This is a genomic window from Pseudoalteromonas sp. A601 (assembly GCF_002165575.1).
GTDB lineage: Bacteria > Pseudomonadota > Gammaproteobacteria > Enterobacterales > Alteromonadaceae > Pseudoalteromonas.
The window spans coordinates 37325-59081 of record NZ_MXQF01000009.1 but is presented as its reverse complement, the minus strand read 5'-3'; the positions used below and the strand labels follow the sequence as shown (position 1 = coordinate 59081).

Here is a 21757-nt window from a genome sequence, read left to right as displayed (position 1 = left end):
CCTCCAAGGCTTGAATTTTTACTTAGCCTGCACTTCAGCATCCAGTAAAGTATCTATATAAGCGAGTTCCTCACTAAACACACCATTAAAAAATGCACTTTGCTCAATTATTTCGCTTTCATTAGGGTGATTTTTGTAGTTTTGTTGACATCTAACAAACTCGTTAGATAGCCATTGGCATATATTGGCCACTGCACTGATTGCTGTTTTTAAAAAAGATGACCATTTTATTTTGTGTAAATTAAAGCGGTAGAGTGTTACAGCAATTAGGCTATACGCTTTGTGCTCTGGTGAGGGTGAGTTATTACTATTTAATGAGTCGCTGTTTAAAAGCTTACTGTCGATCAGCGCTTGTTGCAGAGCCATTTGTTGTGAGTTACTTAAAAAGGTTGTTGTCATAATGAATAATTAGCCTCAATCTGCTGCAATAAATTTGGCATTTAAAAGTGAGGCTAAGCAAGGTGTTTATAGCTTGTACAGCACCGAAAAAATGCAGTGACAGTGATAGCAAAATAGGGCTGACTCTTTACTGAATTAGTAAAATACAATTGTAATCGAAGGAGTGGTTTCGGTTCTAGTTTGTGGCTTGCTGCTGTGCTGGCCTGTAGGTAAAAAAATCATTAGAGGTCAGCCAACAACGATTACTTAATGGTTGTTGACTGGTACTTATTACATAAACATGCATCAAACAAATGCAATGAACACTATTTTTGTTGTTGTGCTATCCAGTCGTTGATGACTTCTTCGAGTACAGCTATTGGCAGTGAGCCTTGGCCAATTACGGTGTCGTGAAAGCGGCGAATGTCAAAATTAGCGCCAAGTTCTTTTTCAGCTTTTGCGCGGAGCTCGCGTATTTTTAACTCGCCCATTTTGTATGAAAGCGCTTGAGCAGGCCATGAAGTATAACGATCAATTTGGTCTTCTACGGCACTTTGCGGCAATGCCGTATACTCGTTTAAGTAGTTAATCGCGCGCTCTCGACTCCAGCCAAATGCGTGAATACCAGTATCAACAACTAGTCTGACTGCGCGCCACATTTCGTAGCCTAAGCGGCCAAAGTCGCTGTATGGGTCTTGATAAAAGCCGGCTTCTTTACCAAGACGCTCTGCATAGAGTCCCCAGCCTTCGCCAAATGCAGAGTGGTTAAGTGTGCGTCTAAACTCTGGTACATCAAGCTCCATTGCTATCGCATTTTGTAAATGATGGCCTGGTATGGCTTCGTGCAAACTCAAGGCTTCTAAATTATATAAAGGTTGTAACGAAGGCGTTGAAGCTAAAAAGTAAGTGCCTGCTGAGCGATTATCTGCCGGTGGCATATAAAAAGCGCCTCGAGTTGCTGAGTCTTTAATTGCGAAGGTGTTACGTGGTAAATGGCTGAAATAAGTCGGTAATTTGCCATACATTTTTTGCGTAATAAAGGCTGCTTTTTCTAACAAATCTTGTTTGTCTGCGGCATAAAACTGAGGATCAGTCGCTAAAAACTGTAAGAAGTCAGCATAAGTGCCCTTAAAATTCAGAGAGTCAATAATGGCCTGCATTTGGGCTTTAATACGTGCAACTTCTTGTAGACCTAACTCATGGATCTCTTGAGGTGTTGCTTGTGTGGTAGTGTAGTAATTTACTGCGTATTGGTAATATTCAAGGCCACCTTTAATACTTGAAATACCAGGCTCAGTCCTACAATTTGGCATGTAATCATCAACAAAAAAATCATAAAAATGTCGGTATGCAGGGATTACTTTATTGCTAATCAGTTTTTTAGCTTTTTCTTGATAAGCAGCTTTTTGTTGTTGGCTAAAGGTGTTGGGAATGCGGGTGAACGGCTCGTACAAAGCACTATCTTTTGGATCTTTGACAATATGCGCACTGATGCTCTTGTCGTAGTTTTTAAAGCTAGTGCAGTAATGTGTGTAGCCACGTTGTACACCTTCTTTCATCAAGTTTATGTTTTCTTGATTAAAGCGGGGGTAGTCATCCAAACTGATTAAAAAGTTGTCGTAGTCGGCGGTGGTTAAAAACGCCATGTTAGCGGGAGCCTCTGCAAAGTACGTGTGCCAGCCGCTTAAAAAGTTTACAGGAAAGTACTTATCATATGACTGGTAGCTTTTTTGCTCGGTTTCGCGCTCGTATTTAAAAAGTCGGTAATTCATTAACTGAGTTTTACTGAGAGATTGCGCGTCAATAGCGGCTAGTTTTTGCAACACTTGGTTGTTATATGTTTGGCGTTTTTGTATTGCTTGCTCAGTCCAGTTTGCAAGTTTGCCATTGGGTTTCCACCCATCAGGATCGGTACGGAAAAATATTTTTTCACTTTGTGCATGCTGCCAGTGCTGATCAATTATATTTTTTAAATCAGTATTGTCATCAGCGAGGCTTGGCAATGAAAAAAGAGTTAAAGAAAGAGCCAATAGATTTATTTTATGCATGTTTTTTCTCATTATTAGCAAGTTAGTATTTTATAAAACAGTGGTGTATGACGTTAGTTTTGAGTATTTTATGTTTAAATTAGGGTATCAAATTAACGTTGTAAATGCGCTGGCTTTTTCAGTTGGGACTAATTACAAACTAATTATTCATTGAGATCGACATCGATGATAAAGCAGTACAACATAGTCTCGCGGTTAAGCTATTTTATAAGGGGTTTTCATTGGATTCACTGACACAGGTTGTACTTGGCAGCGCAGTTGCTTATTCAGTATTAGGCAATAAGCTTGGTCGAAAATCATTACTGGTTGGTGCGACGTTTGGCACCTTGCCTGATTTAGATGTTTTGATAAATTACGGCTCCGAGATTGAAAACTTTGTTTATCACCGCAGCTTTAGTCATTCTCTATTGATGCAGCTTTTACTTAGCCCTTTATTTGCCTGGCTAATGCTTAAAATGAATTGGGCTAAAAGTGTTTCGTGTACCAGATGGTCTGTGGCCATTTTTTTAATTTTGAGTACTCACGTCTTACTTGATAGTTTTACAGTGTACGGCACACAGTTACTGTGGCCGCTTTCGACATACCCATTTGGCATTTCGAGTATGTTTATTATTGACCCCGCGTACACTGTGCCATTGATAGTCTCAACGATCATATTGTGTTTTGAGCGTTTTAAGCTCTATGCGCAGTACATTAATAGCTGCGCGTTGATTCTCAGTTCGTTTTATTTAATCTGGAGCTTAGTTGCAAAGTGGCATATCAATGAGAAGATTCATCTGGCGCTGAACAATAAAAATATCGAATTTACCCATTATGAAAGTACGCCTACGCCCTTAAATACGTTACTTTGGCGAGCAGTCGCGGTAACTGAACAAGGTCATTATGAGGTTTATGCATCGGTATTTGATGCAATAGAAAACGTTAATATAGATTTTTACCCGACAACAAATACATTATTAACTCAGCTTGATACAGAAAAGCCCATCACATTATTGCAAAATTTTACCAAAGGCCTTTACGGTGTGTATCAACAAGATGAAAAGTTGATAATGAGTGACTTAAGAATGGGCCAAGAAAGTTATTATGTATTCTCGTTTGTGGTTGCACAGCAACGTAACCAGCAGTGGGTTACCGGGGGTTACCAAAGGCTGAATAATAGGCTTCCACTAGATAAGCTCGGGTTCATTTATTCGCGTATTACAGATCCTAGTGTTGATTTATCAACTAAAGCTATTCACTGATAAGGCGACCTAAATCTAGTTTCCCCCCTTTTATAAGGGGGGGCTTTAAGAGATCCTAATAAAGTACTTATTAGTTAATCACTGCAGGGTACCAGTTGGCTAACACGACCCCAAATAAACCCACTAAAAATACAATGGCGATCAATACCATTAAGCTTGCAGTGGCAAGTGTAATAACTTTATTCGTGGTATCTTCTGCATACCTTACCAGCTCAGCAATAAGCAAAGGGAGCACATATGAGCAAATACTTATAGCTAACACCGTTGGGCCGGTAAACGTGGTGGTATCGACTCCTAAAGTACCAAATATTAAGAACCAAGCAAAAATCATCAAGCGAAAAAATAATACCCCATTTGCTGCGAGGTATAAGCGTATTGCCCATATTTTATGAAGGCTAATATTACGATTTTTGGCGGCTATTATTGCTAATATACTTGATAAAATGACCACGCAACCACCAAATATAGTTAATCCTTGCATTAATGTGTTGCCAACGGTTCCTCTGGCTATCATAAGGTAGATACCTGCTACAGAGATGGTACAGGCGAGCAACACAAAAATACGGCCGTTATAGCGATGAAAGCGAGGGTGCTTTGTTCGTATAGAGGGTATTAGTTGTAAGCTGCCGCCTATTATCATCACGATGGCTAATAATACATGTAGCGCATACATAAAGTTTCCAGTTGCGTCGTTAGCAACATAGGCGGTGCTATTTAGACGACTCCAACCAGAGATTCCTGTAGTGACGCCCGTAAGCCCGTATCCCAATGAGAGGTAAGTCACAAAGCAGATTTGTGCTATCAGCAGGCACGTAAACCATATTTTTTTACTATTATTAAGCAATGTACTTGGGTTTAATTTAATTTTATGCATTGATGTTTTCTTTTTCTGAATTAAACGAATAACGCAAATATAAAGGGCTTGAAGGGCGGTTTCTTATCAAATTTGAAATTTGAGCAATGATATATTGTGGATTTTTGACATTAATTAATTTATACAGACACATTCCCTCACAAAGTCTTTTTGCTAACTGAAAAGTAACTTTGTACTATGGTGGCTAGGCAAGTTTATACATCAGGTAAAAGTGCACTGTTATGCAAAATACGTCTCCTTATTTTATGCTTATTTTTGTTTGTATGAGCTTGATGCTTTTAAATGGGCTTAAAAAAGATAAGCAGCTTGTTCATTATTTATTTGCCATATTTTGTGGCTCGCTGTGTATGGTAGGGGCGCAAAAAATTAGTGCTCCACGCTTGGGTGAGTATCAATACTTTATTGGTTTGTTTACTTGCGCAACGTGTAATGTTTCGTGGTTAATTTCACGGGCCTTATTTCGTGAGCATAACCCTATTTCACGCAGGCATGTGGCAGTTGCTAGCACCATCGCGCTTTTGATCATGTTTAATCAAACATGGCACTATTTAGTTAGCCTTGACCCGCAACCACTTTCTAGCAGTCATATAATGTGGCGATTAAAACAAGGCATGAATGAAATAACAGGTTTACTTTCATCGTGCATTTTAGTGCTTTCTTTTTGGGAGTCGCTGAGAGGTTTTAATAGCAAAACACACGCTCAAAAAGTGCAATCAGTGATTTTTGCAAGTGCGTACTTTTTAGCGGTTTTTAATGCCAGTATATTACCTGTATTTATATTTAGCCCAGCGGAGATTGAGCTATATAACCCGCTAATTATCACTTCTTCTGCACTGTTAATTGTATTTGCAATGCACACAGTTATGACCCTACAAGCAAGTATCGCCAACAAGCAAACGCTACCTCAGAATGATGAGGTTGGGTTTGATAGTGATGAAGTAAAACATCTTAGCAAAAGCACTCTTCATCAAGAGCAAGTACCACCTGAGTTGATAGCTGGTATTTCTGAACTCATAAATGAACAGCAATTATTCTTACAAACGAACCTTAAAATTTCAGATTTTGCGCAAGCGCTGATGATGCCTGAATATAAAATTAGCCGAGCGATTCGATATCATTATAAGGTTGCTAACTTTAATCTGTTTATTAATCAATACCGTGTAAATTATGCGAAAGGGTTATTAGCAAGTGAGCAAGCTAAAGAATGGAGTATTTTGAGCATTGCACTTGAGAGTGGCTTTTCGTCTCTCGCAACGTTTAATCGGGTATTTAAAAGCATTGTGGGCGATATTCCTAATGAGTATAGAAAACAAAGCGACAATTATAATAATGCGAATGTAGGGTCTTGTTGATTATCTAAAAAGGTTGGCGGTTGTAACTTTATTTTTCGTACACTTATATTTTGTTGTTTTTTAATTTTCTGTGGCTATTAGCCTGTATAAATAACTTAAGGAATACGTTGAATTATTTAGCTCATCTTTATTTGGCAAAACCTACGGCTGATTCGCATTTTGGTAATTTACTCGGGGATTTTGGTGGTCGTAAATATACTGAAAATCTCCCTTTATCAGTTGTAAATGCGCTAAATAACCATTATTTGGTTGATAAGTTTACCGATGCTCACCCTTTAGTTAAAGACGCTAAGGTGTATTTTTCACCACAACGAAGGCGCTTTTCGGGCGTGGCGATAGATGTGTTATTTGATCATTTTCTAATTAAGCATTGGCAAACCTTTGAACATCAGCGATTAACTGACTTTAAACATACGAGCTTTGGTTTTTTACATCAGCGTATGCCTGTTATGCCTTGTAAAATGCAGCGCGTTATAACGAGTTTGACTGAAGATGATTGGTTTAAAGAATACGAAACTCTCGAAGGAGTAGGAGTTGCACTTGATAATATAGCAAAGCGCATTCGCTTTATTAATGAGTTTACTGGTGCGGTGGAGGATATCAAGCGTAATTACCGTGAGTTAGATGCGCTATTTTTAGCGTTTTTTCCAGAACTTATTGAGCATGTGAGACAGCAGGGGATTGAAGAGCTCTAAGCTTTCAGTAGTTACGAGAGTAGAGTAACCAGCCGCAAATTTTGAAGCTCGTAATCCGTTTCTCGTTACTTAATAAATCAATCATCAGGCCCTTTAAGGGTGAACACTAAATGCTTGCGCATATCTTTTAAGATAACCCCTTTTTTAAGCATTGCACCACTTAAGCGTTTTTGCCACTTTAAAAGTTCTGGTTCTGCTGCCGCTAGTGCTTGTTCATCCTCAAATTGAAAACACATTAGTAGTGAGCCAGGAAATAAGTGATATTCCACATCAAACCAGCATTGCAACATACCTTTTAGTTCATTGCGACCTTGTTCTTCTATTGTGTCGGCAACATTCAGTACAAGTGCTTGTTGCTTGATTTGCACGGCAGAGAGTTTTTTCATTGTGTAATCCAAATTAGATGGCTGAAAATAAAGCCTGAAAAAGTGATTATACCTGAGCTTGTTGGCAGCCAGCAATGTGGCGGTAAGGTTTTTATAGAATGAGGTTTAGTTTGACGATAAACTATTTTTAATATTGGCGCTAAAGCTCGGTAATTATTGCAAAATAAACATTGATGGTAAGTGTTTTTACCCTATGCTTTAATGATAAAAAAGTAAGGGGGCGTTATGAGTAGGGATAAATCTGTAGTTAATAAATATGTAGCTGTAATGGCCGTATCAGGAGTATTAATTTCACCAGTATCTGTTTTGGCCAAAGAGACGAAGCAATTAGTTGAACAGTTATGCAGTAGTTGCCATAGCCTTAAGAATCTCGATCGCAGTGCGGGTTATAGTCAAGAACATTGGAAAACGCTTATTAGCTACATGGTTGATACTGGCTCAGACACGCAATTAACTCAAGACATAAGTGCTTATTTAGCAGAACATTATCCAGTTAACGCTAAGCGTGACTCAAAGGTAGTTGATGGAGAGCTCAAGTTAAACTTTAAATATTGGCAAGTGCCAACACTTGGCCAACGTGCGCGAGACCCAGTACAAGGTAAAAACGGCATTATTTGGTGGGTTGGGCAATGGGGAAACATCCTTGGCCGTTTAAATCCTAAAACGGGTGATATGAAAGAATACACCTTGCCAAGCGGCACCTATGCGCACAGTGTCTCACTTGATAAAAACCAGACGCCTTGGTTTTTAGGTAATAAAAATGGCACCGTTGGCTATTTAGATTTGGCAACAGAGCAATTTAAAGTTTATAAAATGCCAGATGTAAAAGCTCGCGACCCGCATACGGGTGTGTTTGATGATGCTGGGACGTTTTGGTTTACCCTGCAACACAGTAATATGATTGGTAAACTTGACCCCAAAAATGGCGACATACAGCTTGTTACTTTACCAACCAAAGGTTCTCGTCCTTATGGAATAAAGCTTGATTCAAATGGTACGCCTTGGGTGTCATGCAACGGCAGCAACTGTTTAATTAAAGTTGATAAAAACTCTATGCAGCTGAGCGAAATCAAACTGCCTGGCGCGAAAACTCATACTCGGCGACTTGCCATAACGCCGAATGATATGATTTTTTATGTGAACTCCGGCATGGGGAAGCTTGGTCGTTATAATCCAAAAAATGGTGAAATTACCCAGTGGGATAACCCCAGTGGCAAAGATAGTCACCCGTATGCCATTGAATATGCTGATGACGCTATTTGGTTTAACGAGTCAGCAAAACGACCTGAAACCTTAGTTAGGTTCGACCTTGCAAGCGAAACCATGCAAAGCTGGCAAATACCCAGTAAAGAGGGCGTTTATTCTGGCTTAATAAGGCACATGCGAATGGGTAATAATGGGCTTATTATTCATCAAACAGCAACCAATCAACTAGCTGAAATTACATGGTCCAAGTAATGTTTGTGTTCCATATTTATTGTTAACCCCAATGGTTATGTATGGTGGGGTTCAACTGGCAAACTAGCTACGTTTACCCACCTTTTAAACATGGCTAAACCTAATGAAAAATGATTGATTAAGTCCGTGTTTCTTTGAGTCTTTACTATTGGTTAGCTATTATTAAATTTGATTTAGTGCAATAATTGTTAGGATTTTTAAAAGCGGCAAATAAAATAACAAGCGTCGCGCAGTAACCTGAGGGATTTTAGGGTATGTACAGGATGTTTTTCTTTTTAATTTTTTCAACAAACCTTCTTGCTAATGATGTTAGTGAAATGATAAACCGAGTTTATCATGGTCATACGACAACGATTGAGTCCAAAACTATATTAAATACACTTGAAGCAGGTATGCCCTATGACAATAGTGTGGATAATGCACGCGTTATGGCTTTTAAATGTTGGTTTCTCGAAACTGATACAGCGCATAAGCGGTATACATTTAAATCTTTTTTTACGCAGGCTACACAGGTGGTCAATAGATCTGGCTCTAAAGTACTTCAGTACTCACTTGATGTGTGTGAGGGCTCACAGTTTTACAGTCAAGGGTTATATACACAAACAATAGCCAAGTTAACCCCGATTACTGAACTAGCTCTCACATCTGATAACCGTAGCGCCGATATGTACTCTGTTATTGGTTAGCAAATAAAGTATTAAGCCGTGTATATGTTGCGCAAGGGCGATACGAGCTCGCATTTTCTGCAGCGCAAACGTCTTATCAGGCTTATGATCTAGCAAATAACCCATACGAACGCGCTTTAAGTCTTCGTGAAATTGCAGGTATACATTTAGCGCTTGCTAACTATGGATTAGCGATTGAGCAATTACAGCGTGCTAAATCAGAGTTAGCTGTATTTAATGTACAAGAGCAGTATAAAATCACTGACGAAATTGCTTATGCGTATGAACAAAAAGGGGATATTAATAAAGCCATTCCTCTTTACTTATCGATTTTTGACCCTGTTAGAAAATTTGAAGATGATGATGCTTTTGCATATTTAGTAATCAAAGTTGCAGAGCTGTACACACAATTAAGTGAATTTGACAAGGCCAAGCTTTATTTTAATCAAGCAAAACAACTTTCATTTAGTAGTGAGTGGATCATGCAGTTGCATGCATTAGCGCATGGCGAGTGGCTTTTAGCTACAGGTGATCTTGCTGCTGCGAGACGAAAAAATGAAATGTTAACTCAATTTGATAGGCAGCAAACATGGCCAATGGGTTTCACTAAGCGCTACCTTACATTTTTTTCGCAGCTGAGTGCGCAATTAGGTAACTACAAGCAGCAAGTAGATGCACAAGACCAATTGCTGCGAATAGTAAATGGCCAAGTGAAAAGTGTAGCTGATAGAGTCTTATTATCAGAGCGATTAATGTTTAATTTTAATCAGCAAAATAGAGAAATAGCCAGATTAGAAGAAGTAGCCGAAATTAAAGGAGTACTTTTGGATTTAGCGCTGGATAAATCTTTGTGGCAGCGAACGGCTTTAGCTTTTATGTGTGCACTGTTTTTATTTTTAACTGTATACACTTACAAGCAAGTTCAACATAAAAAGCATTTCAAACTATTAGCATTAAAAGATGAGTTAACGGGCATTGCAAACCGACGTGCTATTTTAGATATGAAAAAAAGGGCAATTAGTCAGGGTAAAGAAACAGGTAAAGCAAGTTCGCTCATCTCTATTGATATTGATCACTTTAAAGCGGTTAACGATGAATATGGCCATGATGTTGGTGATGAGTTGATAAAGTCGATAGTTAATACTTTGTCTCATTCGATACGCTCGTCGGATAAAGTCGGCCGAGTAGGTGGGGAAGAGTTTTTAATTGTGCTTGAACGGCAGTCTTTGCCACACGCTTTAGAAGTTGCGCAAAGGATTAGACGTTCAATAGAGCAGCAAATTCATACTACAAAGAATATTAAGGCAACAGTTAGCATGGGAGTGGTCGAAGTCAATGCTACTGAAACCCCTGAAGAAGCAGCTAAACGTGCTGATCTTAATCTTTATGAAGCCAAAAAAAGTGGCCGAAATACCATTGTTGCGTAAAAATTTTTAATACAAACTAAATTAACGGGCTTTGAAATACTTTGTAAATGATTAAAAGCCCGATTCACCAACTTATTTTATTCACATAAGTTTATGCATTTTATTTGTTAGCAAATCCTACTTTTATCAAATATGTAAACTTGTCTATTTCTTTGTAATTATGCCTTAGTTGCGGCGTAATTTATTATAAAATTAAGAACTACAAAGTTAACATTCATGCTTGTTAATTTATTTTAAAGTTTTATATCAATGTGTTACCGTGTTTTTGTCGCTGAGTTAGTAATTTTTCCAGTTTGGTATGAAGATTGAAGCTTTGTACATAGCTGTCGCTTAAGTTAGCGGTTGTGTTTTATCAAATTTTTACTAAACGAGGAGATTAGAATGAATAGCTTACAGTTTGATTCAATGATGAAAAAAAGTATGGCACGTATTTTAAAACCTGCTTGTGCCGTATTATTTACCAGTGTATGTCTACAAAATAGCGCCTTGGCGAATATTGACGTTGAAATGTATCAGGCAACCAAGGCCGGGCAGGGGCAATCATTAGGCATCATCACGCTGTCAGAAAATGAACACGGTGTTACTTTTACCCCCGATTTAAAAGGATTAACTCCTGGGCAGCATGGTTTTCACGTTCATCAATTTGCTAGTTGTGAGCCTAAGGAAAAAGATGGGAAAGTTGTTCCTGCTGGGGCTGCTGGTGGGCATTTTGATCCAAACAGCGCTGAACACCACGATGAGCCTTGGAGTAACGGTCACTTAGGCGATTTACCTGCGTTATTTGTTAATGAAAATGGACAAGCTAAATCCCCTGTTTTAGCGCCAAGGCTCAAGCTTGAGCAGCTTAAGCAACATGCAGTGATGATCCACCAAGGAAGCGACAATTATGCTGATGAGCCTAAGCCATTAGGTGGTGGCGGTAAACGTGTTGCTTGTGGCGTAATTAAGTAATAGTAATACGGAGGTCATTTATGCCTTATCAAAATACAAGCAAGTTACCTGAGTCAGTAAAAGGTAACTTGCCAAAGCATGCTCAAGAGATATATCAAGAGGCTTTTAATAGCGCTTGGGACACTTATGAGGATCCCAGTGATAGAAAAAACGATGACGACCGTGAAACAACTGCACATAAAGTTGCTTGGTCTGCGGTTAAAAACAGCTATCATAAAAATGAGCAGGGCAATTGGGTGAAGTCGAATAGCTAGCGATTGTTGATCTGTTGAGCAAAAGCTTTGCCATTAAAGGTTAGTAAAGCCTAAATAATTTAAAATAGCTTCTACATTACTGTAGCGGCTTTTTTTATGTCTATGTGGAACACATGAGCTCGATATTATGTAAAGTGGAAAGACGTTAGTTTAACGTTAAAAACAATAACAAGTTATCGATTATCGATAATTTTTGTTGTTTTTTAATTTTTTCAGTGCCATAGTAAATTCTTTACTAGGGGAGCTTAAAATGAAACATAGGTTACTAACTGTTGCTACGGTAGTGTTAGTTGTGCTGCAAACTGCATGTACGACAATCTCAGTTAATGAGTCACACTTTTTGAATCCAGATCAAAAGATACAGGTTAAAGAACTCAATAAAATAGAACCAACAGCTACAACAGAAAACATAACCATTAATGGGTTTGACGATGTGACGTTGAGTGGCACCTTGATAAAGGTTGATAATGCGCAAGCAACGGTCATTTATTTTGGTGGTAATCAATTTCGTGTAAGCGTTGCTGGAGGTGAACCCGCGCAGCAAATATTGCCAATGAATGTAAATATTTTAATGGTTGATCATCGAGGTTACGGTAATAGTGAAGGCACGCCAACAGTTGAAAACTTAAAGCGCGATGCATTGTCTGTTTATGATTATGCCGCCAACCTTGTTGACCTTGAGAATGCCCCTATTATTTTGCATGGACACTCTTTAGGCAGTGTCATTGCAGGGTACGTTGCAAGCGAGCGGCCTGTGGGTGCGTTAGTACTTGAAGGCAGTATTACCAATGTGCAGCAAATGACCTCGCAACGTATACCTTGGTTTGTAAAGCCGTTTGTAGAGCTTAATTTTAGTGATGAACTCGCTAGGGTTGATAATTTAAAAGTTGTGGAATCATTTACAGCCCCGCTTTTAATAATTACCGGAGAAGACGATACGCAAACACCACCTGTATTAGCTGAAACTTTATACCACCATGCGCTTTCAAAGCAAAAGCAATTATATATTGTAAAAGGCAAGCATCATGGTAATGCATTAACTGGTGATAAGTTACAGCTACATTATCAGCGATTAGTAAAGCAGTTGAACGAAAAGAAATCTTAAAATGAAAAAAATAATAATGATGAGTAACGTAATACTAACGTTACTTTTTTTGACCCTAGCTACTTTATTAATAACCGCCCTTGTAATGTTACTTAATGGCAGTGATGTTTTAAATTTTACTCAAGCTAACGGTACCCACTTGTGGATAGGGCTTGATGTGACCGGTTCTTGGAAAAGTACCGCAAATACATTATCGGCAAATAGTTTTAATACAATGACTTGGTTGGCGTTACCGCAAATGCTGCCATACGTCATTATAAATCTTATTTTAATACGCTTATTCATGCTTTACCGCCAAGGGTTGTTTTTTAATTTAAAAAATATTCAATGCTTTAAATGGCTTGGTGGCTTATTAATACTACAATTTTTGTTTGTTGCTTTTTATCCCGCTTTGTTAGTAACACTGCTAAATATGTTCACAGGTAGTGAGCTCAGACGAGCTGTAGTGATTCAAGATACCGACATTATAAGCTTTATAGTTGGGCTTATTATTTATGTTATTGCATGGATAATGAAACAGGCTCAACAGTTACAACAAGAGCAAGAGTTAGTAATTTAATGGCAATAATAATTGATTTAGATGTGATGCTTGCAAAGCGTAAAATGAAGTCGGCAGAGCTTGCTGAAGCTATTGGTATTACTGCGCAAAATTTGTCCGTATTAAAAACTGGGAGAGCAAAGGCTGTTCGATTTACGACGCTTGATGCTATTTGCAAACACTTAGAGTGTCAACCGGGCGATATCTTACGTTTTGAATCTGATGTAGACAAAGACGACCGCTGACGAGTAAATAACAAAGCACTCTTAAGTTCTAATTTAGTAATTCAACAGGCGCTATTTATGTACTTGATAAGCTACTCTTCACGAGAGATCTCAAGTGACAGAATATTTGCCAGGCTTACCTTTTTTGATAAGACATAATAGTTGTCGGTAACAGCCTGTAGCTGGTCACAAATTTGCACGCAAAGTGTAGCTAACTCTTGTTGAGGCTTTAATCCTTCACGTTTATAGCCGTAAAACCCAAGTTGATATTTGTTGTTCCTAAAGCTGCGATAGTAAATACCGTCTTTGCTAGGGAATACACGCAGCTTTGCCCCTGATACTGTAACTAATTTTGTTTTGGTACTGATATTTTCAATTGTATTGTTGGAAGCTGCGATTAACTGCTGCTGTTCATTTTTAAATAATTGGCGAGTAATTAGCTGTTCATACAGAGGTTGCTTTAGTGATTTGCTTAGGTTGTATGTGTAAAGCCAATCTCCTTGAGCTGATTTATCAACATACATAAATGTATCTTCGTTTTCTAGTGCTATGAGTGGAATACCGAGTAGGTTATCTAACCATTTTATATTTACGTTATTATCTAACATGCTTATTACAAAGGGGCGATTATTAATTGCACTTATAAGGTGTGTGTTACTGAGCCATACCGGAGGCGCAAGTGCGAGTTCCTGTGTGTGATTGTCAAAAATAATAGATTCAACAGCATATTTATCAAAAAGCGGGTATGACCGATAGTGGGAGTTTTGATTTAGATGTGCCTATTAAAAATACGGCAAGAAGTTATTGGTATTCATTTGAAACCAACGCCATCACTGAGAATTTAATGAAGCAAGCAGTCAAAGGCGGCCCTGCTGGTGGCGGGTACTCAACTGTTGGTGATTTGCATAGATTTGCGCTTTCATTAATTAATCATCAGTTGTTAAATTCTGAGTTAACTTCTCAAGCTACATCGGCAAAACCCGAGATGCTTTCACCTAATTATGGGTATGGCTTTTCGGTCAGAGGCGATGAGGGTAATCAAATTATTGGCCATAATGGCGCTCATTTAGGTATGAGTGCACAGCTTAACATTTATCGTGATAAGGGATATATACTTGCCGTGTTGGGAAATAGTCCCGGTGGGGCTGAGCCAATCGTAATTGCGACTAATAGCCTAGTGAAGCAGCTGTAAGTTTTAGTGTCCACCGCAAAGAAAACGCATATGGGCATTTAAAAGTGGTAACTAACTTTTGCTTTAGGTAGAGACCACTGATAGTAGCTAAAGCCTTTCAAAATAAACTGAATCACCTAACACTTTAGCTTGATAGCTAAGGCATTACGCCATGTAACCAAATAAGAGATTGGAATAGATTACATTGGCTGTGTAATCTTTCTATATTTTATTATTGGCTCAGCACCAGACGATTATTATTGCATGATTTTAAATAAATTTTTTCAATGGTCTTTTTTTGCTTACCTCTGCATGCTAATTAAAAGCACTGTTTCAAATCGCTATTTGAAAAATCTATTTAGGAAGGAAAATCATGGCAGAGTCATTTAAGTATTCAAACAACCAAGGGCATGGCGGTGAGTTGTACCAGAGTGCTGATACAAATCAGCCGACAATGACCACTGCGCAGGGCTGTCCTGTCAGTGATAATCAAAATTCATTAAAAGCGGGGCACCGTGGGCCTGGGCTAATGGAAGATCATGTATTGCATGAAAAGTTATTTCATTTTGATCATGAGCGTATTCCGGAACGGGTTGCTCATGCTAGAGGTTATGGTGCTCATGGTTATTTTGAAGCTTACGACGCGCTAGATGATTTAACTTCTGCTGATATTTTTCAACGAAAAGGTGAAAAACGCCGGTTTTTGCTGATTTAACAACAAGTCTTGCTAGTGAAGGTGCGAATTATGAAGTGATAGTACCTCAAGTTGGCGGCGCTAAAAATAGTGATGGAGACCATATTACAGCAGATCAGGTGATTAATGGCGGACCGTCAGTACTTTATGATGCAGTGATGTTATTAACCACTGCAGAAGGAGCAAAGCAATTAGCTGAAATACCCAAAGCGAAAGATTTTATCTCTGACGCACATGCCCATATGAAGTACATAGGTTTCACTGACGAAGCAACGGCGTTAATTGAAGCTGCCGGTCTAAAAGAACAAAGTGATGATGGTTGGTTGAACTTAGCTAAAATTCCATCAGCTGAATTCATTACCACTCTTGGTAATCTAAGATATTGGAAAAGGTAGTTTTATGCATTGAAAGGCCAGTTGTACTGGCCTTTACTTTATTATAATACCTCTAAGCTGCGCTCTAACATAGCTTGTATTTGCTTTACAATTTTTGCTTCAGTTTCTGGTTCAAGTTGTGCTATGCGTGGAGTGTGAATATGGCCAGTTGGAATATCTGAATTCAGCTCATCACGTAGGCGAATACTGCGATAAGATATCTCGTTTGATAAATAGCCACCGCCACCGCCTTTAACCGCAATTGCACCCTCTAGTTCAGCGAGTGATTTTGGCTCAAATGCTTTCTCTAATGTGATCACTTTATGGTTATCATTTATTTTAAATGACCCTTTGGCCTGCTGCATATATTTTACTGGTAAGCTAAATTCAACGAATTCATTACCTGGTAGGGGGCGGTCATTTAAGCGCGATATTTTAGGGTCTGTGGCCGTCCCACCATATACAATATTGGCGTTATCTGGCGCTGTAACACTTCGGCGCTTACCCGGAAAACGTTCGAGATCAAACTCTTTGCTACCCATACTTACAGTGACAATCATATCTACATTGTTCAGCGCGTAATAAGGGGCAAGTAGTGCTTCAATAATACCTTGATCAAAATCTTCATAGCGCACTGGCACCATCACAGTATTTATTTCAGCGGTAATACCTTTATAGGTGATCACTTGTCCATCAAGTAAAAGCGCAGCAACACCGGATGGGTTACTTTGATTAATATTTCTATCAAGTAAGAATGGGTCAAAGCCAGTAAGTAAGATTTTTTTGTCGGTGTTTTTTGTATAAGCAAGATTAGTTCTGCCACGGCTGCCATTTTCTAACATAGTTAAAAGAGCCGTTAGCTCAGCATCTGTGATAGCAAAATCAGGTTTATGGGAGCGAATAACTTTACTTGATAGCAAGCGAGCCCAGTATAGCTGGCGGTCATCAAAGCTATTAGTTTTGATTATGCGTTGTTTAGCATTGTGCCAAAGTTGGTGTGAGTAATCATGTATTAAGTCTGATGCTTGTTTATAGTTTTCTACGCTTTTCCAACTTTTTTCAAATTGTTCTACATCAGCAGAAAAAGCCGTTAACACCTTTGGTATCGCTGTCATTGCTTTTTCAATACGCAACTCTTCAACAGTTAGCGAGTTACCCATTGCAGTAAAGGAGGATAAAAATAAGCTTGAACTTAAAAGTAGTTTAATCATGTGTGTCCTAAAAACTTCGGCTGTTAAATCTGAATGTACTAACTATCCTATGCTTAAACAAGGAGTGCAAATTAAAGCGATAGCTTTGTCGGCTATTTTAAAGCCCCTAGAGGCAAATCCAGCAAAATGGTATTCTACACACATTAAATTGTAATAGAGTAAACAGCATGATTAACGACAACGATGTAATTGATACCCTTGAAGAACTTGAAGCATTCTTACTTTTAGTTGAAGGTGGTGGCTTAGGGCTAAAAAATGTCGGGGGTTTAGCATTAGCAACCAATAATAGTAATGGGCGACCGTTTGTGGCAGTACTTGATGATAACCATAAATTGTTGCTAGGACGCTGGGTTACGCAAGAGGTGTTTGAAAATGGTAAAGAATTGGTTCGCAATGGTATTAAAAAGCATTAATTACTAATTTTGAATTAAATATTAAAAGAGCAATGTGACCTTTAAAAGGGAGCTGCTCTTTTATGATAACGTTGCTACACAGTTTCGTCCTTTGTTTTTTGCGTTATAAAGCGCCTGATCTGCTAATGCGATTGCTTCTGAAATATTATCATCTTCACAAGAAAGTGGATGAACCCCAAGACTTACAGTAAAACGAATTTCTTCGTTTTTTTGAGTTTTGATAATCGTTTTTTCTGCTTCACTACGAATACGTTGAGCAATATTTTTTGCCGCCTCTACATTACAGTTAACAAGCAGTAAAAACTCTTCGCCACCGTACCTACAAGCAATATCATTTGGTCTTTGTTGCTTGGTAATAATTTTTGCAAATTCAATTATGACTTGGTCACCAATGTGATGCCCATAGGTATCATTTATGGCTTTGAAATAATCTAAATCAGCAATTACTACAGACAATTCAGCGTTGGCAATCTGGCTCTTGGTGATTAACTGTGCGCTGGCTTTTTCAAAGTAACGCCTGTTGTACAGCTTCGTAAGCGGGTCGGTATCGGCGAGCTTTTTTAATTCTACTTGTGCAGACTTTATGCTTTCTAATGTTTTTATTCGGTAAGATAAAATAAACGCCATCATGAGTGCTTCAAGTAAAATACCTATTCCGACACCATGGCTATTTATCTGATTTGATTCAGTTAAACCTTTGTAATAAAGAACGGCCAGCATATTGAAAATAATAAACATCGAGTGACCTAAAAAGAAGTATTTTGCCAAAGGATCGCGTTTTCTCCACAAAGATATTGATACTCCTAGAGTGACTGTCATCATTAATGCAGCTAAAGTACTAGCAGGTTTTAGCGCACTGACTAAGTCAAATAAGCTGTAAATAAACGCTGCGGCTAATATCGTTAAGATTATTGATAAAGCGATATGTTCTTTTGGGTGACGTTTTTTTGTTCCGAAGATGAGCATCATAAAGATGATTAAAAAGCTGGGCATACTATACAAAGTAGAATTGAATTGAAGTATTTCAGCACTAAAGATACCAAAAAAGTTTGCAGCTAAGCCATAAGAAAGTGCCACCCAAATTGTGCCTGAAATTAGATAGAGGGCGTAGACTATATTTTCAACTTTTCTAGCTGATAAATATAAGAAAAAGTTATAAATCATCAATGCGAGCATCATCCCCACAAGTAAAGCTGTGTAGTTACTGCTACTGACTAAGGCTCGCTTAGAATGTTCTTCATCGTATAATTCTAATGAGTACCATTGATGAGAAAAGGTGACACTTTTAGAGTAAATTGTTTTCTTTTCACCAGCTGCGAGCATGAATGAGAAGATAGCACTGCCACCAAATATATCCGCTTTATGGCCTGACTTATCAAGTTCAATATTGGTTTGGTTTAGTAGTTTACCTTGTTTTGTTTCATAAAAGTCAACGCGTTGCAGGTGATATGCATCTGAATTGTGTAAAAATAAACGCAATGCTTGTGCGGAGTCATTCGTAATTATGATTTTTGACCAAGCTGTTTTAGCATTTGGTCCTAAAGTAATTTCATTTTTGCTAGGAATAAATGGTTGTTTTTGAATTTGCTCAAAAGTCATTTCTTGGCTTGTATCAATGAAATAACTCATTTGAAATTGGGTTAAGTTAACTGGTAGGGCTTTTATATTTACACTTGGATGAACTGCAGGCTGCGCTTGCAGATTTATCGTTAGTGATAATAAAAAAAATATAAGTACAAATGAAACTCGATTTTTCATGCATAAAATCCCTATTACCATTAATTGTATTTTCAACTTAAATGACTTATTTGTCGAGTAACAATCACTCATCTAATAAATTATTTTACCTTTTAGGCAATTAGACAAAGTAATAATTAACAATTACCATAACTGCATCTTTGTTAACTTAAGCTAAAGTATGTCTTTACCTATATGCCCAAAATGCCAATCTGAATTTGTATATCAAGATTTGAATCTTTTAATTTGCCCTGAATGCTCGCATGAATGGGACCCTTCTGCTGATATTGATGAAGACACTGTTGTAGTGAAAGATGCTAATGGCACTCTTTTGGCTGAAGGCGATAAAGTGACCGTGATTAAAGATTTAAAAATTAAAGGCAGCTCACAAGTCATAAAAATTGGCACCAAAGCGGTAGTTCGCTGGATTAAAGATAGTAAAGATCACCAGCTTGATTGTAAGGTTGATGGTGTAGGTGAAATGATGGTAACAGCCAAGTTTGTAAAAAAAGCCTAAGAATCAGGTATCTTTAACAATTATTAATGCCTGTTAGTCTCATTTTGGTGTATCCCAATACAGTCATCGCGGTAATATTAGGTTTTGATTTTTATGTCTTATTAGGGAAGAAAATGAAGTTTTTAGCTGTAATTTTATTTGTAGTATTGATCGGTGGTTGTGCAAACTCGCAAACGAGTGCTGAAACTAATGATGGGTTAATTTGCAAGATGGAAAAGCCAACCGGTAGTAATATTGCTAAACGTGTTTGCCGTACGCCAGAGCAAATGGCTGCTATTGAAAAGCAAAGTAAAAAAGCGGTGCATAATATTCAACGAAATAGCACCAACACTAATAACTAATCGTCATAGTTATAATTTAGTCAGGCCTCTTCTGCGCCTGACTTCTAATAGCAATACCTAGCTTAGCGTAGCTGTTTTTAATTGAATTTATTCTATAAACAATACATACTCAAAATCTTAATTTGAACGACTGCTCAAGTTGTGCTTTAATCAATACTCAACTATTGAGGAGCTCAGCATGATCAAATTTTATTTTCATCACACACCTAATCCAATGAAGGTTGCCCTTTTTCTTGAAGAAACGGGTTTAGACTATGAGTTAGTGCCACTTGATACACTAAAAGGTGAGCAACACACCCCTGAATTTAAAGCGATTAATCCAAATGCAAAGGCTCCCGCAATTGTTGATGGACAAACCCGTGTATTTGATTCAAATGCAATTTTAATGTACTTGTCTGAACAACATAATAAGCTTGCAGGTAAGCCAGAAGATCGCGGTGAAATGCTATCTTGGTTAATGTTTATCGCATCAGGGCTTGGTCCGTATTCAGGGCAGTCGGTGCACTTTAGACATGCAGCTCCTGAAAAACTAGATTACGCAATCAATCGTTATCTACGTGAAGCGCAGCGTCATTACGAAGTACTAGATACACACCTTGCAGGGCGTGAGTTTATCGTTGGCGATGAATTTACTATTGCAGATGTTTCTGCTTGGGGTTGGATAGATAAAGCAACAGTAGTCTTAGGTGAAGAGGGCTTAGCACCCTATCCACATTTAGCGCGTTGGTTTGCAAGTATTGATAGTCGACCAGCAGTTGCACGCGCTCGTAGAGTGGGCACTGATATTGACTTCAAAAAAGAATTTGATGAGCAAGCACGTCGCGCATTTTTCCCATCAAATTACCCTAAAGCTTAGTTTTAGTAGTTTTAAAAGTCAGGTAACTTTACCTGACTTCTCTTAATTTTGGCGTTATTTCGTTCAGGCTAAAGTTATTCACCAAGCCAGATCTTAACTAGCATTCTGACGAGCATCTTGCGTCATTTTTACTAATGCCTTTCTCACTGCCATCGGGCTGTCGCATGGTTCATTAAATGCAATGTAATAATTATTTTTTAAGCTTTGTAGGTAAAAGCCTTGCGCCAATAAACCGCTCATAATTGGTGATGCGTCATCAAGGTTATATTGCTGTTTTAAAATCAAGCTCATGGCGTCTTGGTGGTCAGCATTCATGTGCTCAATCATGCCGAGTTCTTGTTCATCGTCCCATGCCTTAGCTGGCTGCTGCCATTCTTCTTGCTCTAACCAAAATATTTTGCCAAACCCACCAATGTAGCGCACCCGTATTGCATCTAATTGCCAGAGGTTAAAGTCATGGGCATTGCGATAACTTTGTGCTTCTGGGAATAGGGCTACGTACTTATTTATTAAACTCTCGGCGTGTTCTTGGTTTACTAAGCTGCCATCACCAACAATAGTGACTCGGCCATGCTCGTTTTGATCGCCTTGTTTAGCGGCATCAAACACCGTTAGGCTCATGCGTTTGTCATGGGTTAGGTTTTTAGTATGCTGCGCTATGTCGCTAATAAAAAAGTAAATACGGCCTTGCTCATCACACATATAAGGGGTAACAGAGCCAAACGGGTAACCTCTTAAATTATGCGAAAGGGTAGACATTACTGCGCTACTTTTTTGAAACACTAATTTTTTTGCTTCATTAAGGGCTTGTTGGCGCATACACACTCCAGTTGTTTAAAGTCATAAA

Annotated in this window: 25 protein-coding genes and 1 pseudogene; 18 read left to right on the top strand and 8 right to left on the bottom strand. The window is 38.4% G+C overall.

Translation table 11 applies throughout. The features are described 5' to 3' along the window. Window positions 1-18 precede the first annotated feature (18 nt). Both B5G52_RS09195 and B5G52_RS09190 read right to left on the bottom strand, forming a co-directional pair. Window positions 19-399 carry a hypothetical protein gene (locus tag B5G52_RS09195; protein WP_087532369.1) on the bottom strand — a complete coding sequence of 127 codons (381 nt, stop codon included), beginning with the start codon at window positions 397-399 and terminating at the stop codon, window positions 19-21. 305 nt (window positions 400-704) lie between these two features. Then, the gene (locus B5G52_RS09190) at window positions 705-2426 is read right to left on the bottom strand and encodes a DUF885 family protein (RefSeq protein ID WP_087532368.1); all 1722 of its coding nucleotides are present in this window, start codon (window positions 2424-2426) and stop codon (window positions 705-707) included. A 221-nt stretch (window positions 2427-2647) separates the two neighbouring features. Here B5G52_RS09190 and B5G52_RS09185 point away from each other — a divergent pair, with 221 nt between their 5' ends. Continuing rightward, window positions 2648-3667, top strand: coding sequence for a metal-dependent hydrolase (locus B5G52_RS09185; protein ID WP_087532367.1), 1020 nt, complete (start codon window positions 2648-2650; stop codon window positions 3665-3667). A gap of 70 nt (window positions 3668-3737) precedes the next feature. Here B5G52_RS09185 and B5G52_RS09180 read toward each other — a convergent pair whose 3' ends face one another. Beyond that, window positions 3738-4541 (bottom strand): DUF2306 domain-containing protein, encoded by an 804-nt coding sequence (locus tag B5G52_RS09180; RefSeq protein WP_087532366.1) that lies wholly within the window; start codon window positions 4539-4541, stop codon window positions 3738-3740. 221 nt (window positions 4542-4762) lie between these two features. Here B5G52_RS09180 and B5G52_RS09175 point away from each other — a divergent pair, with 221 nt between their 5' ends. Beyond that, window positions 4763-5893, top strand: coding sequence for an AraC family transcriptional regulator (locus B5G52_RS09175; protein WP_254911176.1), 1131 nt, complete (start codon window positions 4763-4765; stop codon window positions 5891-5893). A gap of 107 nt (window positions 5894-6000) precedes the next feature. Then, window positions 6001-6588 (top strand): ACP phosphodiesterase, encoded by a 588-nt coding sequence (locus tag B5G52_RS09170; protein ID WP_087532365.1) that lies wholly within the window; start codon window positions 6001-6003, stop codon window positions 6586-6588. Between the two features lie 77 nt (window positions 6589-6665). On the opposite strand, the gene B5G52_RS09165 is transcribed toward B5G52_RS09170, so the two are convergent. Continuing rightward, window positions 6666-6974: a hypothetical protein gene (locus tag B5G52_RS09165; RefSeq protein WP_087532364.1), complete on the bottom strand. Its 309-nt coding sequence runs from the start codon at window positions 6972-6974 to the stop codon at window positions 6666-6668. Between the two features lie 225 nt (window positions 6975-7199). Here B5G52_RS09165 and B5G52_RS09160 point away from each other — a divergent pair, with 225 nt between their 5' ends. The 8 genes from B5G52_RS09160 to B5G52_RS09125 all read left to right on the top strand — a co-directional run bounded on the left by B5G52_RS09160 (window position 7200) and on the right by B5G52_RS09125 (window position 13617). Continuing rightward, the gene (locus B5G52_RS09160) at window positions 7200-8432 is read left to right on the top strand and encodes a cytochrome C (protein ID WP_087532363.1); all 1233 of its coding nucleotides are present in this window, start codon (window positions 7200-7202) and stop codon (window positions 8430-8432) included. A 263-nt stretch (window positions 8433-8695) separates the two neighbouring features. After that, window positions 8696-9118, top strand: coding sequence for a hypothetical protein (locus tag B5G52_RS09155; protein ID WP_087532362.1), 423 nt, complete (start codon window positions 8696-8698; stop codon window positions 9116-9118). A 461-nt stretch (window positions 9119-9579) separates the two neighbouring features. Beyond that, window positions 9580-10524 carry a diguanylate cyclase gene (locus B5G52_RS09150; RefSeq protein ID WP_087532361.1) on the top strand — a complete coding sequence of 315 codons (945 nt, stop codon included), beginning with the start codon at window positions 9580-9582 and terminating at the stop codon, window positions 10522-10524. 381 nt (window positions 10525-10905) lie between these two features. Then, window positions 10906-11475 (top strand): superoxide dismutase family protein, encoded by a 570-nt coding sequence (gene sodC / locus B5G52_RS09145; protein WP_087532360.1) that lies wholly within the window; start codon window positions 10906-10908, stop codon window positions 11473-11475. 20 nt (window positions 11476-11495) lie between these two features. Continuing rightward, a complete protein-coding gene (locus B5G52_RS09140; RefSeq protein ID WP_087532359.1) occupies window positions 11496-11729 on the top strand; it encodes a ChaB family protein in 234 nt (77 codons plus the stop codon). Between the two features lie 250 nt (window positions 11730-11979). Further along, entirely contained in the window at window positions 11980-12834 is an 855-nt protein-coding gene (locus B5G52_RS09135; protein ID WP_087532358.1) for an alpha/beta hydrolase, read from the top strand. Window position 12835: 1 nt separating this feature from the next. Further along, entirely contained in the window at window positions 12836-13393 is a 558-nt protein-coding gene (locus B5G52_RS09130) for a DUF2975 domain-containing protein (protein ID WP_087532357.1), read from the top strand. Next, window positions 13393-13617: a helix-turn-helix transcriptional regulator gene (locus B5G52_RS09125; protein WP_087532356.1), complete on the top strand. Its 225-nt coding sequence runs from the start codon at window positions 13393-13395 to the stop codon at window positions 13615-13617. The genes B5G52_RS09130 and B5G52_RS09125 overlap by 1 nt, the downstream gene beginning before the upstream one ends. A 71-nt stretch (window positions 13618-13688) precedes the next feature. Here B5G52_RS09125 and B5G52_RS09120 read toward each other — a convergent pair whose 3' ends face one another. Beyond that, entirely contained in the window at window positions 13689-14204 is a 516-nt protein-coding gene (locus B5G52_RS09120; RefSeq protein WP_087532355.1) for a hypothetical protein, read from the bottom strand. Window positions 14205-14311: 107 nt separating this feature from the next. Here B5G52_RS09120 and B5G52_RS09115 point away from each other — a divergent pair, with 107 nt between their 5' ends. From B5G52_RS09115 to B5G52_RS22355, 3 genes and pseudogenes are all read left to right on the top strand, one after another. Beyond that, window positions 14312-14788 carry a serine hydrolase domain-containing protein gene (locus B5G52_RS09115; protein WP_369679923.1) on the top strand — a complete coding sequence of 159 codons (477 nt, stop codon included), beginning with the start codon at window positions 14312-14314 and terminating at the stop codon, window positions 14786-14788. A gap of 352 nt (window positions 14789-15140) precedes the next feature. Beyond that, a pseudogene (locus B5G52_RS22360) lies at window positions 15141-15472 on the top strand (catalase); the annotation flags it as partial. Window positions 15473-15517: 45 nt separating this feature from the next. Beyond that, window positions 15518-15856: a hypothetical protein gene (locus tag B5G52_RS22355; RefSeq protein WP_254911175.1), complete on the top strand. Its 339-nt coding sequence runs from the start codon at window positions 15518-15520 to the stop codon at window positions 15854-15856. 41 nt (window positions 15857-15897) lie between these two features. Here B5G52_RS22355 and B5G52_RS09105 read toward each other — a convergent pair whose 3' ends face one another. Next, a complete protein-coding gene (locus B5G52_RS09105; protein WP_087532354.1) occupies window positions 15898-17046 on the bottom strand; it encodes a hypothetical protein in 1149 nt (382 codons plus the stop codon). Between the two features lie 167 nt (window positions 17047-17213). On the opposite strand from B5G52_RS09105, the gene B5G52_RS09100 reads away from it, so the two are divergent. Then, window positions 17214-17459, top strand: a complete 246-nt coding sequence (locus tag B5G52_RS09100) for a hypothetical protein (protein WP_087532353.1) — start codon at window positions 17214-17216, stop codon at window positions 17457-17459. Window positions 17460-17519: 60 nt separating this feature from the next. Here B5G52_RS09100 and B5G52_RS09095 read toward each other — a convergent pair whose 3' ends face one another. Next, entirely contained in the window at window positions 17520-19217 is a 1698-nt protein-coding gene (locus tag B5G52_RS09095; RefSeq protein ID WP_087532352.1) for a diguanylate cyclase, read from the bottom strand. A 160-nt stretch (window positions 19218-19377) separates the two neighbouring features. Between B5G52_RS09095 and B5G52_RS09090 the strand changes: the two genes are divergently transcribed. The 3 genes from B5G52_RS09090 to B5G52_RS09080 all read left to right on the top strand — a co-directional run bounded on the left by B5G52_RS09090 (window position 19378) and on the right by B5G52_RS09080 (window position 20910). Beyond that, a complete protein-coding gene (locus B5G52_RS09090; RefSeq protein WP_087532351.1) occupies window positions 19378-19713 on the top strand; it encodes a zinc ribbon domain-containing protein YjdM in 336 nt (111 codons plus the stop codon). 113 nt (window positions 19714-19826) lie between these two features. Then, a complete protein-coding gene (locus B5G52_RS09085) occupies window positions 19827-20054 on the top strand; it encodes a hypothetical protein (RefSeq protein ID WP_087532350.1) in 228 nt (75 codons plus the stop codon). Between the two features lie 178 nt (window positions 20055-20232). Further along, window positions 20233-20910 (top strand): glutathione S-transferase family protein, encoded by a 678-nt coding sequence (locus B5G52_RS09080; RefSeq protein ID WP_087532349.1) that lies wholly within the window; start codon window positions 20233-20235, stop codon window positions 20908-20910. A gap of 93 nt (window positions 20911-21003) precedes the next feature. On the opposite strand, the gene B5G52_RS09075 is transcribed toward B5G52_RS09080, so the two are convergent. Then, a complete protein-coding gene (locus B5G52_RS09075) occupies window positions 21004-21729 on the bottom strand; it encodes a HugZ family protein (RefSeq protein WP_087532348.1) in 726 nt (241 codons plus the stop codon). Window positions 21730-21757 lie beyond the last annotated feature (28 nt).